A 16679-nucleotide genomic window follows, 5' to 3' on the forward strand; every position below is an offset into this window, starting at 1 on the left:
AGGGGCGTGACTTTAGCGAAATGTCGTCGTCGCGACAACTGGAATATGAAAGCAAAGCACAACGCCTGAATAGCGATTATGCTGAAGGTTTGCAGAAAAAGGAGAGGATGATGTTTACCCTGAACTGGCAACCGCCTTATGACTGGTCATGGATTCTGGGTTTCCTTGCCGCCCGTGCGGTCAACGGGGTGGAAACCGTCGAGGCGTTACGCTACACACGGAGCCTGGCGATAGGACAACATAAGGGAATCATCACCGCCGTTCCTGACACCGTGACAAACACGCTTCAGGTGACGCTGAGTGAAGGGCTATTGCCGGTCGCGGATATCTGCCTTGAAAAAATGGAGCGACTGTTTGATTTGCGCTGTAAACCACAGCAGATCAGCCATGCGTTAGGTGAACTGGGCGCAGCGCGTCCGGGACTGCGCCTGCCCGGTTCGGTGGACGCCTTTGAGCAGGGCGTCCGGGCGATTCTGGGCCAACTGGTTAGCGTGGCGATGGCGGCAAAGCTGACGTCGAAGGTTGCACGATGGTATGGCGACGTGTTAGCGGACAGCCCGGAGTACGTCTGTTTCCCAACGCCTGAACAGCTAGCCGCAGCCGATCCGCTGGAACTGAAAGCGTTGGGCATGCCGCTGATGCGCGCCAACGCGCTTATCCATCTGGCGCAGGCCGCCCGGGATGGAATACTGGTAACCCAGCCGCCGGAAGATATTGAACAGGGAATTAAAATGCTACAGGGATTTCCGGGGATTGGTCGCTGGACGGCAAACTATTTTGCCCTGCGCGGCTGGCAGGCGAAGGACGTGTTTTTGCCTGACGACTATCTGATCAAACAACGTTTCCCGGGGATGACTCCCGCGCAGATCCGTCGCTATTCGGAGCGCTGGAAACCCTGGCGCTCCTACGCGTTATTGCACATCTGGTATACCGAGGGATGGCAGCCGTCAGTTGATCGCGAAATAACTGGTGTTGAGTAGCAGATCCAGCGGTTGCGCTTCGGCGATGATATCGCCATAAATCTGGTCGATACCAATACCTGACAGCGTATCCATGACGATCGGCGTTTGCACCGGCCCGGCAATGGTTTTCATCCCCAGGCGCTGGGCGTGGCCCTGGATGATCGACACCAGCATTTCATCCATCATGTTGCCGTGAATGCTGGCGCTCAACTCACTGTCGAGCAGCAGGTAATCCGCCAAACTTTTGGTCATCAGATTGAAGATCTGCAGATCGCGGCCAATCTGGCTCACAATGATGTGACACCCTGCCTGGCGTAATGTCTGAATTGCTTTGGTGCTCTCCTGTGGGTTCAGTAACAGCGCTTCCGCAGGCACAATCAGATGTAGCAGGCGTCCCGGCAGAGTGCTCTGCTCCAGTTGAGCCAGAAGTTCGTCAATCAGCGTTGGGCTGATTAATGCCGCCACCGAAAGCGGCAGGGCGACGCTGAGTCCTTTGCTGGCAACCGCCGGCGCTGCATGATGGAAAAATTCATGGAGCACGCGGCGATCCAGCGCATGGCTGAGCGCCGGATCGGCTAAGCTTGCCCGAAAGGCCTGCTCTTCCATGACTTCTCCTTCACTGGTCCACAGTCGCAGCGAGATCAGCCAGAAATTACGCGCTTCGGGAATGCGTGGTGACGCAACGCCGCGGGCGACCATCAGCAAGTGGTTATCTTTAATCATCCGCCATTGCTCATCCAGCGACATCATCGCGCGCTCGTGATGCGCCTGCTCTTGTTGTGGTTCATACACGGTCACCTGGCCGCGCCCGCCATTTTTAGAGGCATAGCAGGCGATATCTGCCTGCGACATCACCTCAACCGCCTGGCAGTTGTTTTCGTCGATGAGCGTGATCCCGGCGCTGGCACCAATGCGATGCAGGCGGCCTTCCCACATAAAGTGGTAATCATTGACGGCGTTAACGATCCGCGTGGCGATAAAGCGCGCGCTTTCAATATTACACTCCGGCAACAGCAGGCCGAACTCATCACCGCCCAGACGCGCCAGCACGTCGCTGGAACGCAACATGCTGAGCATCAGTTGCGCCAGTTCGCGCAGCAGCGCATCGCCCGCCGCGTGACCGGCGCTGTCATTTACCGCTTTAAAGCGATCAAGATCGATAAAGACCAGCGCGTGGCGCTGATGCGCACTGCGGACGGTTTGCAGCAGCAGTTTCAGCTTGTTTTCAAAACTAGCCCGATTGGTCAGGTGGGTGAGGGCGTCGTGGGTGGCGCTGTAGCTTAGCTGGCGCAACATCTTACGTGACTCGGTGACATCCTGAATTACCAGCACTGAACCGATATTTCCACCGTCCAGGGTGCTAAGCGGGGTTATGCTGTAGTGAATGTCGTAACTGCCGCCGTTGCGACAATGGAGAACCACCTCCTGTTCGATGGCCGAGCGGGACATATCAGCACTGTAGATGTTCTCCATCAGCGGGCCGTTATCGCCAAAGGTGATGCTCAGTACCGTCAACAGCGGTACGCCAATGGCATTCTCCTGCTGCCAGCCGCTCATCTTCTCGGCGACCGGGTTCATAAAGGTAACTTTCAGATCAACGTCAATACACACCACCGCTTCCCCGATGGAGTCGAGGGTAATGTGCAAACGCTCTTTTTCCTGAAACAGCGCTTCATTCAACTGCTTCACTTCGGTCATGTCCATATTGATACCGAGCAGTCGTTCGACTTCGCCATCTTTATTTAACACCCGATTCGCCAGCGAGCGGATATGGCGGACGCCGTCTTTCACCGCAATGCGGAATTCCATCTTAAAAGGCTGGCGCGCGGCTAAGGAGTCACGAACCACCTTTTCTGCATACTCGCGGTCTTCCGGGATAACGCAGTCGTACCAGAGCGACCAGGTAGGCTTAACATGAGCGGGAACCTCATACAGTTCGAACATACGCTTATCCCAACTGATGACGTCGGGTTGCAGTTCCCATTCCCAAATCCCAATGCCGCCAGCTTCGTTTGCCAGCGTGATGCGTTCCATCAGCCGTTTGTTAACCCATTCGGTATGTTTGAGATCGTTGATATCTTCAATTTGGGCAATAAAGTAAAGCGGCGTGCCGTCAGAATGGCGGACCAGCGAGACGGTCAGCAGCGCCCAGACGATCTCGCCCGTACGGGTGTAATAGCGTTTCTCCATCGAATAGCTATTAATGTCGCCGCTCACCAGCATGGTGAGTTGCTCCAGATCTTTATGCAGGTCTTCCGGCCAGGTGAGCTGCTGAAAGGTCAGCGCGCGTAACTCATCCTGGTTATAGCCGAGAAACTGGCATAACGCTTTGTTGGCCTGCAGCCATTGCCCTTCTGTACCGACCAGCGCCATACCGATCGCTGAATACTCCATCGCGTTGCGAAAACGTTCTTCGCTTTCCGTAATGTGCTTACGTTCGGCGCGAAAGGCGTACATCACCATGGTCATGATGTTCGCGGGTAAGAGAATCATTAAGAACGGCAGCCACGGCAGGTTGTTCATGACATGCACTTTAGGGGTGACCAACAGTGACGGGTCGGCCGCCATCATCAGCGATACCATCATGACGGTAGCGAGGAAGATGAGAAAGGCTTCCATCCGTGGCAACCGCACGGCGCTCCACATCAGCAATACGATCACTAACGTAAAGGGCCATGGAACATACTTCATGGCGAACCAGCTCAGAACCAGGGTGACGACTAGCGTCAGCAATGTTTCCAGGAGCAGACGCGGGTTGCGGTGGCGCAACAGGTAGTGTGGTTTGAACAATAATCCCAACGGTACCAGCGCCAGCGCGCCGATGGATTCCGACAGCACCCAAATCAGAAACGCTTTCAACGGCGTTTCATTCGGCGACATAATCCACACCAGAATACCGCCCAACAGCGGCGGGATAACCGCACTGCCGAAGGCAAGACGTAGCCAGTCATTGAGATTCTGTAACGGGTTGTACCAGGGTAACAGCTTACGTAACAGCATGGCGCCGACGACGGCTTCAATGATGTTGATCGCGGTGTAGGTAAAATTCAGCGCGCTGGGCGGGAACAAGACCAGCGATGCGCCAATGCTCCCTAACGAACAGGCGAGCGCAATTCCGGGCCACATCCGTCCGGCGTGACGGTAAAAGGCCACCATCATGATCGACGTCGGGAACCAGAGCGGGGCGAGTTGGGTGCCAAACTGGGATAATTCCAGTGAGAAAAGGGTAAAAACAAAAGCCGTCAGCCCTAAACTGACGAAGCGCAGCAGAGGATGCGGCAAGGTAACTAAAACATGTTGGGATGGTTTACTCATTACCCTGTATCCGAGTGGCCGGAACGTCGCGGAACGCCCGGACGCATCGTGATATTCTCTGTTTATGCTAGTACAAACAATTTACAATTTATATCCCGGTTGCTCATTATTTGACATTATATGGCGATTAATTACTGCGAAGCCGGGTTAATTCCGCGGGCTGCTCTAAATCTGAACAAATAAATTTGCGACAGGGAAACGTTGGGTGCGAAATACACTCCCTGCTATCTCGACTGGTATCGCACGCCCGAAATCCCTATAATTGCCGCGTTTGACGCCCATGCGGCGTCGTCCTTCCTAACCAGGTTATTCAGGTCGCTAAATTTATGACTGATCAGTCCCATCAGTGCGTCATTATCGGTATTGCTGGCGCATCGGCTTCCGGCAAGAGTCTTATTGCCAGTACCCTTTATCGCGAGTTGCGTGAACAAGTCGGTGACGAACATATCGGCGTTATTCCCGAAGACAGCTATTACAAAGATCAAAGCCATCTGTCGATGGAAGAACGCGTTAAAACTAACTACGACCATCCGAATGCGATGGATCACAGCCTCCTGTTTCAGCACCTGCAGGCCCTCAAACGGGGGTCGGCGATCGAACTACCGGTATACAGCTACGTCGAACACACCCGCATGAAAGAGACGGTTCGTGTTGAGCCAAAGAAAGTCATCATTCTTGAAGGGATTTTGCTGCTGACCGACGCGCGTTTACGCGAAGAGATGAACTTCTCTATTTTTGTCGATACCCCGCTGGATATCTGCCTGATGCGCCGTATCAAGCGTGATGTTAACGAACGCGGTCGTTCAATGGATTCCGTCATGGCGCAGTATCAGAAGACCGTGCGTCCGATGTTCCTGCAATTTATTGAACCGTCTAAACAATACGCCGATATTATCGTGCCGCGCGGTGGGAAAAATCGCATCGCCATTGATATTCTGAAAGCGAAAATCAGTCAGTTCTTTGAATAAGCCCGGCGAATTGTGTACCGTTCAGTGATAACCTGGTTTGCCCTTAATGCACAATGCGTTAAGCGCCCGATGCACGAAAGGAGAAAGTGCCATGCGTCTGTGTGACCGAGATATTGAAGCCTGGCTTGATGAAGGCCGTTTGTCGATCAACCCGCGTCCGCCCGTTGAGCGCATTAATGGCGCAACTGTGGATGTGCGCCTGGGCAATAAATTTCGTACATTTAGTGGACATACCGCTGCCTTTATCGATTTAAGTGGACCGAAGGCAGAAGTGAGCGCTGCGCTGGATCGCGTAATGAGCGATGAGATCGTCCTGGCGGAAGGGGATGCATTTTATCTGCATCCTGGCGAACTGGCGCTGGCAGTGACCTATGAGTCGGTGACCCTGCCGGCGGATCTGGTAGGGTGGCTGGACGGTCGCTCTTCACTGGCGCGCCTGGGTCTGATGGTTCATGTGACCGCGCACCGTATCGATCCGGGCTGGTCTGGCTGTATCGTGCTGGAATTCTATAATTCCGGTAAATTGCCGCTGGCTCTGCGCCCAGGGATGCTGATCGGCGCGTTGAGTTTCGAGCCGCTATCGGGACCTGCGCTTAGACCTTACAACCGTCGTGAAGATGCGAAGTATCGCGATCAGCAGGGCGCTGTCGCCAGCCGGATTGATAAAGACTGAGTCTACTCCATTGAGGATAGCATGAGACGATTTCTGACGACGCTGATGATTTTGCTGGTCGTGTTGGTGGCCGGCTTCTCCGCGTTAGTATTGTTAGTCAATCCGAATGATTTCCGCGCCTATATGGTGCAACAGGTGGCTGCGCGAAGCGGTTATCAACTGCAACTGGACGGCCCACTGCGCTGGCACGTCTGGCCGCAACTCAGCATCCTCTCCGGGCGTATGGTGTTAACGGCAGAAGGGGCCGCTGAACCCCTGGTTCGTGCGGATAATATGCGTCTGGATGTCGCACTGTGGCCGCTGCTGAGCCATCAGCTCAGTGTCAAACAGGTGATGCTCAAAGGCGCAGTGATTCAGCTAACGCCGCAAACGGAAGCGGTACGCCGTGAAAACGCCCCGGTGGCCCCGAAAGACAACACCTTGCCAGATGTTGCTGAAGATCGCGGTTGGTCGTTTGATGTCGCCAGTCTGCGTGTAGCGGACAGCGTACTGGTCTTTCAGCATGAAGATGATGAACAGGTAACCGTTCGCGATATTCGTTTGCAAATGGAGCAGGATGCACAGCATCGCGGCTCCTTCGAATTTTCAGGCCGCGTGAATCGCGACCAGCGCGATCTTACCCTTGCTTTCAACGGTACCGTTGACGCTTCCGACTATCCGCATAACTTCACCGCGGGTATTCAACAGTTAAGCTGGCAGTTACAGGGCGCCGATCTGCCGAAACAGGGCATCCAGGGGCAGGGACAACTGCAGGCGCAGTGGCAGGAAGAGAAGAAAACGCTCACCTTCAGCCAACTTAATGTGACGGCGAACGACAGCGCCCTGACCGGAAACGTGCAGGTGACGCTGAAGGAACAACCGGCATGGCTCGTCAACCTGCAATTTGCCCGCCTGAATCTGGATAACCTGTTAGCGCCGCCCGAAAATGCCAGCAGCGCCAACGGCGCGGTGGCGCAGGGGGGAAGTCAGCCACCGCTGGCGCGTCCGGTGATTTCAAGTCGTGTGGATGAACCCGCCTATCAGGGGCTGAAAGGCTTTAGTGCCGATATCGCGCTGAAAGCGGATAACGTGACCTGGCGTGGGATGAATTTTACCGACGTCAGTAGCCGTATGACGAATCAGTCCGATGTGCTGACGATCGCTGAACTGCAAGGCAAACTTGATGGCGGGATGATATCGCTGCCGGGGACGCTGGATACGCGTGCGCAAACGCCACAAGTGGTATTCCAGCCGCGTCTGGACGACGTCGAAATCGGTACGATCCTCAAGGCATTCAACTATCCGATTGCCCTGACCGGCAAGATGTCGCTGGCGGGAGATTTTTCCGGTGCGGATATCGATGCCCAGTCATTCCGTCACAGCTGGCAGGGGAAAGCCCATGTTGACATGCGCGACACGCGGATGGAGGGCATGAACTTCCAGCAGTTGATTCAGCAGGCCGTGGAACGCAGCGGCGGCGATGTACAGTCGATGCAAAGCGTTGATAACGCGACGCGTCTGGCCCGCTTTGTCACGGACCTGACGCTGGATCACGGTAAACTGACGCTGGATAACATGGCAGGCGAGTCCGCAATGTTGTCCCTGACGGGGCAGGGGACGCTCGACCTGGTCGGGCAAACCTGTGATACGCAGTTTAACGTGCGGGTGCTGGATGGCTGGAAGGGCGAAAGCAAGCTGATCGATTTCCTGAAGGCGACTCCGGTTCCGCTGCGGGTTTACGGTAACTGGCAGGCGCTGAATTACAATCTGCAGGTGGATCAATTACTGCGTAAGCATATGCAGGATGAAGCGAAGCGTCGTCTGAACGACTGGGCGGAGCGAAATAAAGATTCCCGCAACGGCAAAGATGTGAAGAAGCTGCTGGATAAACTCTGATTCGGTAGGGCGTGTGTGCCGGATGGCGACGCTTCGCGTCTTAATCCGGCCTGGAAACGGATAATGGCCATATGCCGGGCGGCACATTCGTCACCCGGCATTGTTTCATATTAAACCTCGTAATCCATCTCATCCTCATTGCGTAAAGGCATAATTTGAACCTTCTGTACCCGATGGCTTTCCACCTGCAACGTTTTTAGCAGGAAATCGCCCACCTGGACTTCTTCTCCCGGCTTCGGCACGCGCTGCAATTCTTCCATCAGCAGACCCGCAATGGTGTGATATTCCCGTTTTTCATCAAGCGGCAGCGGGACATATTGCACCAGATCTTCCAGCGGCATGTGGCCATTGACGGTCCATGAGCCGTCCGGGTTTTTCTGGATGTCATGGCGGGCATCTATCTCTTCCGCCTCGTTCGGCAGATTACCGGCGATAGTTTCCGTGACGTCACTGAGCGTCACGATCCCTTCCACTGAGCCGAATTCATCGACGACAAAAGCAAAGTGCGTTCGCGCATTGCGGAACTGTTCCAGCGCCGGAAGCAGAGGTAGCGTTTCCGGGAACACCAGCGGCTGACGAATCAATACCCGCAGGTTCAGAGGTTCACCGCGCAGCGACTGCTGCAGCAGGTCAATCACGTGCACCACGCCCAGCAGATCTTCCTCATCGTGACCACCGGTCACCACCAGGCGCGTATGCTGGTTTTTTTCCAGCAGCGAGCGAATCTCTTCTTCCGGCGCGGTGAGGTCGATATGCTCGATGTCATGGCGCGAGGTCATAATACTGCTGACCGTGCGCTGATTGAGGTTGAGTACGCGCTCAATCATTCGACGCTCTTGCGGGTTGAAAATCTGGCTGTCGTCATGGTCAACCAGCAGCGAGGCGGTTTCCGCATCCAGTTCGGCTTCTTCTTTCTGGCCGCTCAACAGACGCATTACCGCCTCGGTCGTCCGTTGGCGCAGGGTGTGATTGGCCGACAGGAAACGACGACGGTTAAAGATAGCCAACTGGTTCAACGCTTCGATCATCACCGAGAAGCCAATGGCGGCGTACAGATACCCTTTCGGGATCCGGAAGCCGAAGCCTTCCGCCACCAGACTGAAGCCGATCATCAGCAGGAAGCTGAGACAGAGGATGACAATGGTCGGGTGGCTGTTCACAAAGCGGGTGAGCGACTTACTCGCCAGTAGCATCAGGCTGATGGCAATAATCACCGCCGCCATCATCACCGCCAGGTGATCCACCATACCGACGGCGGTGATCACGGAGTCGAGCGAGAAGATGGCATCCAGCACCACAATTTGCGCCACCACACCCCAGAATTTCGCCCCTTTACGCTGAGTGGGGTTGTTGCTGTCTTTCCCTTCGAGCCGTTCGTTCAGCTCCATTGTGGCTTTAAACAGCAGGAAGAAGCCCCCAAACAACATGATCAAATCGCGGGCGCTAAAGCTCAGACCGTGCACGCTAAACAGCGGTTTGGTCAGCGTGACCAGCCACGAGATTGATGCCAGCAGCAGCAGACGCATCAGCATTGCCAGGATAAGCCCGGTCACGCGCGCACGGTCGCGCTGCGCAGGCGGCAGTTTCTCTGCGAGGATGGCAATAAAGACTAGGTTATCAATGCCGAGGACTAATTCGATCACGACCAGCGTGACCAGTCCGGCCCAGATTGACGGATCGGCGATCCATTCCATAGTAAATGTAATACCTTTCGTTATATGACAATTGTCACAATTCGATCATGGATAAAGCGGACGGAAAATGCAATGGCGAGAGGGGATTTCTCATGTATTCACCTTGCTGATTGCGCTGAAAATAACCATAAAGTTTCTGTCGGGAATAATTAAATATGGCAAAAAGCTATTTAGGAAATATCGTAGGGTGAATAGAGGAAATAGATTCTGTCAACATCAAGTAATTCCTAAAATCTGGCCAATATATCGCTTAATATTAATCTTAAAAACAGAGAATAGCAGGCGTGTTACCTTGCCTGCAATTACGTTAGCTGTAACAATTCTTCCAGCGTTAATGATGGACGAGTAAATATATTACGTGGGGTTCCGGTTCATTAATGGCTGACATTCAGAATGCCTTAACATTTTCTCTGTTACGACAAACAGTGAAATAACAAGGCTTATAAAAACATAACCTAATCAGTGTATTGGTAGCTAAAAAGCCAGGGGCGGTAGCGTGCCTGAACGCCTGATGACGAGTCTGCATTATTCTGTCAATAGCTTACGGATGAATTCAATTTTTTTAGGACTGATGCCAGTTAAATTTCTTTTCAATTAACTGCAATGTAAATGTGTACGGCGAAGTCGCTATTTAAATTGCACAGGATAATTACTCTGCCAAAGTGATAAATAATCAATGATGAAATCCAAAATGAAATTGATGCCATTATTGGTGTCGGTAACCTTGATAAGCGGTTGCACAGTACTTCCGGGCAGCAATATGTCTACGATGGGCAAAGACGTGATTAAACAGCAAGACGCTGACTTTGATCTCGACCGGATGGTGAACGTGTATCCACTCACGCCACGACTGGTAGAACAATTACGCCCGCGCCCGAATGTCGCCCAGCCGAATATGTCGCTGGACCAGGAGCTCGCCAGCTATGAGTACCGTGTCGGGGCAGGGGATGTGCTGAGCGTGACCGTCTGGGATCACCCGGAACTCACTACGCCTGCGGGCCAATACCGTAGCTCCAGCGATACCGGTAACTGGGTTCAGCCCGATGGCACCATGTTTTACCCGTACATCGGCAAGGTCAGCGTGGTCGGAAAAACCCTGGCAGAAATCCGTAGTGATATTACCGGGCGCTTAGCGAAGTACATTGCTGACCCGCAGGTGGACGTTAATATCGCCGCTTTCCGTTCGCAAAAAGCCTACATCTCCGGGCAGGTGAATAAATCCGGGCAGCAGGCGATCACCAACGTGCCGTTGACCGTGCTGGACGCCATTAACGCCGCCGGTGGCCTGACGGAAGTGGCTGACTGGCGCAACGTGGTGCTGACGCACAAAGGCAAAGAACAACGCATTTCACTGCAGGCGCTGATGCAAAACGGCGATCTCAGCCAGAACCGTCTGCTTTATCCCGGCGATATTCTCTATGTGCCGCGCAATGACGACCTGAAAGTGTTCGTGATGGGTGAAGTGAAAAAACAGAGCACCCTCAAAATGGACTTCAGCGGCATGACGCTGACCGAAGCGCTGGGTAACGCCGAAGGCATCGATCTGACCACCTCCAACGCCAGCGGCATCTTCGTGATCCGTCCGCTGAAAGGCAAAGGCCCTGGCGGCAAGATTGCCAACATCTATCAGCTCGATATGTCTGATGCGACCTCTCTGGTCATGGCGACGGAATTCCGCCTGCAACCGTATGACGTGGTGTATGTCACCACCGCACCGGTCGCGCGCTGGAACCGTCTGATCAATCAGTTGCTGCCGACCATCAGCGGTGTCCGTTACATGACGGATACGGCCAGCGACCTTCATAACTGGTAATCGTCATGTTTAACAAAATATTAGTGGTTTGCGTGGGGAACATTTGCCGTTCCCCGACGGCAGAGCGTTTGCTCAAACGGTATCACCCGCAGATAACGGTGGAATCCGCCGGCCTGGGCGCGCTGGTGGGAAAAGGCGCTGACGCTTCAGCGGTGAGCGTGGCGGCAAGTCATGATCTTTCTCTGGAAGGACACTGCGCGCGTCAGGTCACCGGGCGGTTGTGCCGGGACTATGACCTGATCCTGGCGATGGAAAAAAGACATATCGCCTCTCTGCACGAACTGGCGCCCGAGATGCGTGGCAAGGTCATGCTTTTCGGGCACTGGGACGATGAACGTGAAATTCCCGACCCGTATCGTAAAAGCCGTGAGGCGTTTGAAGCGGTGTACGCCTTACTTGAACGGTCTGCTCGCCAGTGGGCGCAGGCATTGAACGCAGAGCAGGTAAAATAATGACAGAAAAAGTAAAACAGTCTGCCGCACCGGTAACGGGCAATGATGAGATCGATATTGGTCGTCTGGTGGGAACCGTTATTGAAGCGCGCTGGTGGGTGCTGGGCATTACGGCGGTCTTTGCGCTATGCGCGGTGATTTACACACTCTTCGCCACGCCTATCTACAGTGCGGATGCGCTGGTACAGATTGAACAAAACACCGGCAACTCGCTGGTGCAGGATATCGGCTCTGCGTTATCCAACAAGCCGCCGGCTTCGGAAGCGGAAATTCAGCTCATCCAGTCGCGTCTGGTATTAGGCAAAACGGTGGACGATCTGGATCTGGATATTTCGGTCACCAAAAACACCTTCCCGCTGTTTGGCGCGGGCTGGGAACGGCTGATGGGGCGACAGAATGAATCGGCAAAAGTCACCACCTTTACCCTGCCGAAAGGGATGAACGAGCAGACCTTCACCCTGACGGTGCTGAGTGACAAAGACTACCAACTGACCAGCGACGGCGGCTTCAGCGCGCGCGGACAGGTCGGGCAGACGCTGAGCAAAGACGGCGTCACGATAGTAGTCAGTGAAATTCATGCTCGACCGGACACGGAATTTACTGTCACCAAATTCTCCACGCTGGGGATGATCAATAACCTGCAAAACAACCTGACGGTAGTCGAAAACGGCAAAGATACCGGCGTGCTCAGCCTGAGCTTTACTGGCGAAGACCGCGATCAGATCCGCGACATTCTCAACAGCATTACCCGAAATTATCTGGAACAGAACGTTGAGCGCAAATCTGCCGAGGCGGCGAAAAGCCTGGCCTTCCTGGCGAAACAGTTGCCGGAAGTGCGCCAGCATCTGGACGTGGCAGAGAATAAACTCAATGCGTTTCGTCAGGATAAAGACTCCGTCGATTTGCCGCTGGAAGCGAAAGCCGTGCTGGACTCAATGGTTAACATTGATGCGCAGCTTAACGAACTGACCTTTAAAGAAGCGGAAATCTCGAAACTCTTCACCAAAGCGCACCCGGCGTACCGCACGCTGCTGGAAAAACGTCAGGCACTGGAAGATGAAAAAGCCAAACTGAACGGGCGCGTGACGGCGATGCCGAAAACGCAGCAGGAAATTGTGCGCCTGACGCGTGACGTTGAGTCGGGTCAGCAGGTCTATATGCAATTGCTGAACAAACAGCAGGAGCTGAAGATCACCGAGGCCAGCACCGTGGGTGACGTGCGGATCGTTGACCCGGCCATTGCCCAGCCTGGCGTGCTGAAGCCGAAGAAAGCGCTGATCATTCTCGGCAGCATCATTCTGGGCCTGATGCTCTCTATCGTTGGCGTGCTGCTGCGTTCACTGCTCAACCGCGGTATCGAAAGCCCGCAGGTGCTGGAAGAGAATGGCATCAGCGTATACGCCAGCATTCCGCTGTCGGAATGGCAGAAAGCGCGGGATAGCGTCAAGACCATTAAGGGTGTTAAGCGTTACAAGCAGAGCCAACTGCTGGCAGTGGGTAACCCGACCGATCTGGCGATTGAAGCCGTGCGCAGCCTGCGCACCAGCCTCCACTTCGCCATGATGCAGGCACAAAACAATGTCCTGATGCTCACCGGGGTTAGCCCGTCTATCGGGAAGACCTTTGTCTGCGCCAACCTTGCGGCGGTGATCAGCCAGACCAACAAGCGTGTACTGCTGATCGACTGCGATATGCGTAAAGGCTATACCCACGAACTGCTTGGCACCAATAACGTCAACGGTCTGTCCGAGATTCTGGTCGGCAAAGGGGATATCGCCTCCTGCGCGAAACCGACGTCCATTCCTAATTTTGACCTTGTACCGCGCGGTCAGGTACCGCCAAACCCGTCTGAGCTGCTGATGAGCGAACGCTTTGCTGAACTGCTGCGTTGGGCGAGTAGCCACTATGACCTGGTGCTGATCGATACGCCGCCAATCCTGGCCGTCACCGACGCCGCGATTGTCGGACGTCACGCAGGCACGACGTTGATGGTCGCTCGCTATGCCGTCAATACCCTGAAAGAGGTGGAAACCAGCCTGAGCCGTTTTGAGCAAAACGGCATTCAGGTGAAAGGGGTGATCCTCAACTCCATCTTCCGGCGCGCCACCGGGTATCAGGATTACGGGTACTACGAGTACGAATACAAGTCCGACACAAAATAAAAAATCGTGAGTGGCCTACACGTTGGGCCCTCCGGCATCACTTCCTGGGAAAAGAGCATGAATACAGAAAATCCGCTGATCTCCATTTATATGCCAACCTGGAACCGGCAACAGCTCGCCATTCGGGCAATTAAATCGGTGCTGCGTCAGGACTATCCCCACTGGGAGATGATCATTGTTGATGATTGCTCTTCCTCTTATGAACAGCTACAGCAGTTTGTTGAGGGATTAAACGACCCGCGCGTACGTTACACCCATAATGAGATCAACTCTGGTGCCTGCGCGGTGCGTAATCAGGCCATCGTCCAGGCGCAAGGGCATTACATCACCGGTATTGATGATGATGATGAGTGGACGCCAAACCGTTTGAGCGTGTTCCTTGCCCATAAACATCAACTGGTGACTCACGCTTTTTTGTACGCCAACGATTATGTCTGCGAAGGCGAAGTTTACTCGCAGCCGGCGAGCCTGCCGCTGTATCCGAAATCCCCTTACTCGCGCCACCTGTTCTATAAACGCAACATCATTGGCAATCAGGTCTTTACCTGGGCGTGGCGGTTTAAAGAGTGCCTGTTCGATACCGAACTGAAAGCCGCGCAGGATTACGACATCTTTCTGCGGATGGTGGTGGAGTATGGCGAACCGTGGAAGGTGGAGGAGGCGACGCAGATCCTGCACGTTAATCATGGCGAAATGCAGATCACCTCGTCGCCGAAGAAATTCTCTGGCTACTTCCATTTTTACCGCAAGCACAAAGATAAATTTGACCGCGCCAGTAAGAAATATCAGCTGTTTACGCTCTATCAGATCCGCAATAAGCGCATGACCTGGCGCACGTTGCTGACGCTGTTTTCACTGCGCAACGGCAAGCGTCTGGCTGACGGGCTGCGAGGACGTTAAGCATGCTGGAAGATATTCGCGCGAACAGCTGGAGCCTGCGCCCGTGCTGCATGGTGCTGGCCTACCGGGTTGCTCATTTCTGCTCCGTCTGGCGCAAAAAAAACGTGCTGAATAATCTGTGGGCCGCGCCGGTGCTGGTGCTGTATCGGCTGATAACCGAATGCCTGTTCGGCTATGAAATCCAGGCGGCGGCCACCATCGGACGACGCTTCACCATTCATCATGGTTACGCCGTGGTGATTAACAAAAACGTGGTGGCCGGTGACGATTTCACGGTTCGTCATGGCGTCACCATCGGCAATCGTGGTGCTGACAGCCTGGCCTGTCCGGTGATAGGGAACGGCGTGGAATTGGGTGCCAATGTGATTGTGCTGGGTGACATCCGCATCGGAAATAACGTGACGATTGGCGCAGGCAGCGTGGTGCTCGACAGCATCCCGGACAATGCGCTGGTGGTGGGCGAGAAGGCCCGGGTTAAGGTAATTAAATGAATATTGTGCAATTTAATGTGCGACTGGCGGAAGGCGGTGCGGCTGGAGTGGCATTAGATCTGCATCAGCGCGCACTGCAAAAAGGGCTGACTTCGCAATTTATTTACGGCTACGGCAAGGGCGGGAAAAAGAGCGTCAGCCATAGCCACTATCCTCATGTCATCAAACAGACGCCGCGTCTGACGTCAGTGGCTAATATCGCCCTGTTTCGCCTGTTCAATCGCGATCTGTTTGGCAATCTGAACAATCTCTACCGTACCGTGACCCGCACGTCAGGCCCGCTGGTGCTGCATTTTCACGTTCTGCACAGCTACTGGTTGAATCTGGCTGACGTGGTAGCGTTCTGCGAAAAGGTGAAAAACCACAAGCCGGACGTCACGCTGGTCTGGACACTGCACGATCACTGGAGTGTGACCGGGCGCTGCGCCTTTACCGACGGCTGCGAGGGGTGGAAAACCGGCTGCCAGAAATGCCCAACGCTGAGTAATTATCCGCCGGTGAAAGTTGACCGCGCGCATAACCTGGTCGATGGAAAACGCCAACTGTTCCGCCAGATGCTGGCGCTGGGTTGCCAGTTTATCTCTCCAAGCCAACACGTTGCCGATGCGTTTAACAGCCTGTACGGCGTGGGGCGCTGCCGCATTATCAATAATGGGATCGATGTGGCGACCGAAGCGATTCTGGCAGAATTGTCTCCGGTCAATGAGACCCCGGGGAAACCGAAAATTGCGATTGTGGCCCATGACCTGCGCTATGACGGAAAAACTAATCAGCGTCTGGTGCGCGACATGATAGCGCTGGGCGATAAGGTTGAACTGCATACCTTTGGCAAATTCTCGCCGTTTGACGGGGCAAACGTGGTGAATCACGGCTTCGAAACTGACAAACGCAAACTGATGAGCGCGCTCAACCAGATGGACGCGCTGGTGTTCAGCTCCCGCGTGGATAACTATCCACTGATTTTATGTGAAGCGTTGTCAATCGGCGTGCCGGTGATCGCCACCCACAGCGACGCGGCGCAGGAAGTGCTGCGCAAGGCGGGCGGAAAAACGTTTGCCGCTGAAGAGGTGCTGTCACTGGTGCAGATGAACAAAACTGACATCGCGCAGACGGTTTTTGGTACCTCGCTCAGCGCCTTCCGCGAGCGCAGTCGTGCGGCGTACAGTGGTCAACAGATGCTGGAGGAATATGTCTCGTTCTATCAGAATCTGTAGCTATCTGCTGCTGCCGCTGATCTACCTGCTGGTCAACGTCAAAATTGCCCAACTGGGCGAAAGTTTCCCCATCACTATTGTCACTTTTTTACCCGTTTTATTGCTGCTGTACGTTGAACGAATCAGCATTAAGAAGCTGATGATTGCATTAGGGATTGGT

General features: G+C 54.3%; 12 protein-coding genes and 1 pseudogene. 11 read left to right on the forward strand and 2 right to left on the reverse strand.

The window, feature by feature from the left end; genetic code table 11:
- Positions 1-110 precede the first annotated feature (110 nt).
- Positions 111-980 (forward strand): DNA-3-methyladenine glycosylase 2, encoded by an 870-nt coding sequence (gene alkA, locus AB7E14_RS02210; protein ID WP_428169306.1) that lies wholly within the window; start codon positions 111-113, stop codon positions 978-980.
- Here alkA and AB7E14_RS02215 read toward each other — a convergent pair.
- Positions 948-4277: a diguanylate cyclase gene (locus AB7E14_RS02215; protein WP_316962525.1), complete on the reverse strand. Its 3330-nt coding sequence runs from the start codon at positions 4275-4277 to the stop codon at positions 948-950. The genes alkA and AB7E14_RS02215 overlap by 33 nt on opposite strands.
- 326 nt (positions 4278-4603) lie before the next feature.
- On the opposite strand from AB7E14_RS02215, the gene udk reads away from it, so the two are divergent.
- The 3 genes from udk (at position 4604) to asmA (ending at position 7793) form a co-directional block, all read left to right on the forward strand.
- Positions 4604-5245 (forward strand): uridine kinase, encoded by a 642-nt coding sequence (udk, locus tag AB7E14_RS02220; RefSeq protein ID WP_042318055.1) that lies wholly within the window; start codon positions 4604-4606, stop codon positions 5243-5245.
- A 91-nt stretch (positions 5246-5336) separates the two neighbouring features.
- Positions 5337-5918, forward strand: a complete 582-nt coding sequence (dcd, locus tag AB7E14_RS02225; protein WP_043000174.1) for a dCTP deaminase — start codon at positions 5337-5339, stop codon at positions 5916-5918.
- 21 nt (positions 5919-5939) lie between these two features.
- Complete coding sequence (gene asmA / locus AB7E14_RS02230; RefSeq protein WP_316962526.1) at positions 5940-7793, forward strand: outer membrane assembly protein AsmA; 1854 nt, start codon at positions 5940-5942, stop codon at positions 7791-7793.
- A gap of 110 nt (positions 7794-7903) precedes the next feature.
- Here the strand turns inward: asmA and AB7E14_RS02235 are convergent, their stop codons facing one another.
- Positions 7904-9487, reverse strand: coding sequence for a TerC family protein (locus AB7E14_RS02235; protein WP_043000176.1), 1584 nt, complete (start codon positions 9485-9487; stop codon positions 7904-7906).
- Positions 9488-10163: 676 nt separating this feature from the next.
- Here AB7E14_RS02235 and AB7E14_RS02240 point away from each other — a divergent pair.
- From AB7E14_RS02240 to wcaD, 7 genes and pseudogenes are all read left to right on the forward strand, one after another.
- Entirely contained in the window at positions 10164-11300 is a 1137-nt protein-coding gene (locus tag AB7E14_RS02240) for a polysaccharide export protein (RefSeq protein WP_043000178.1), read from the forward strand.
- Between the two features lie 5 nt (positions 11301-11305).
- On the forward strand, positions 11306-11752 hold the full coding sequence (gene wzb, locus AB7E14_RS02245; protein ID WP_044328569.1) for a low molecular weight protein-tyrosine-phosphatase Wzb: 447 nt from the start codon (positions 11306-11308) through the stop codon (positions 11750-11752).
- Positions 11752-13914, forward strand: a complete 2163-nt coding sequence (gene wzc, locus AB7E14_RS02250) for a tyrosine-protein kinase Wzc (protein WP_043000180.1) — start codon at positions 11752-11754, stop codon at positions 13912-13914. The genes wzb and wzc overlap by 1 nt, the downstream gene beginning before the upstream one ends.
- A gap of 57 nt (positions 13915-13971) precedes the next feature.
- Positions 13972-14814, forward strand: coding sequence for a colanic acid biosynthesis glycosyltransferase WcaA (gene wcaA / locus AB7E14_RS02255; RefSeq protein ID WP_044258698.1), 843 nt, complete (start codon positions 13972-13974; stop codon positions 14812-14814).
- A 2-nt stretch (positions 14815-14816) separates the two neighbouring features.
- Positions 14817-15305, forward strand: a complete 489-nt coding sequence (wcaB, locus tag AB7E14_RS02260; protein WP_043000182.1) for a colanic acid biosynthesis acetyltransferase WcaB — start codon at positions 14817-14819, stop codon at positions 15303-15305.
- A complete protein-coding gene (wcaC, locus tag AB7E14_RS02265; protein WP_109740378.1) occupies positions 15302-16519 on the forward strand; it encodes a colanic acid biosynthesis glycosyltransferase WcaC in 1218 nt (405 codons plus the stop codon). Before wcaB ends, wcaC begins: the two co-directional genes overlap by 4 nt.
- Positions 16494-16679, forward strand: a pseudogene (gene wcaD / locus AB7E14_RS02270) (colanic acid polymerase WcaD); the annotation flags it as partial. The gene wcaC and the pseudogene wcaD, both read left to right, overlap by 26 nt.

This window comes from Citrobacter sp., from assembly GCF_050252275.1.
Taxonomy (GTDB): Bacteria; Pseudomonadota; Gammaproteobacteria; order Enterobacterales; family Enterobacteriaceae; genus Citrobacter_A; species Citrobacter_A amalonaticus.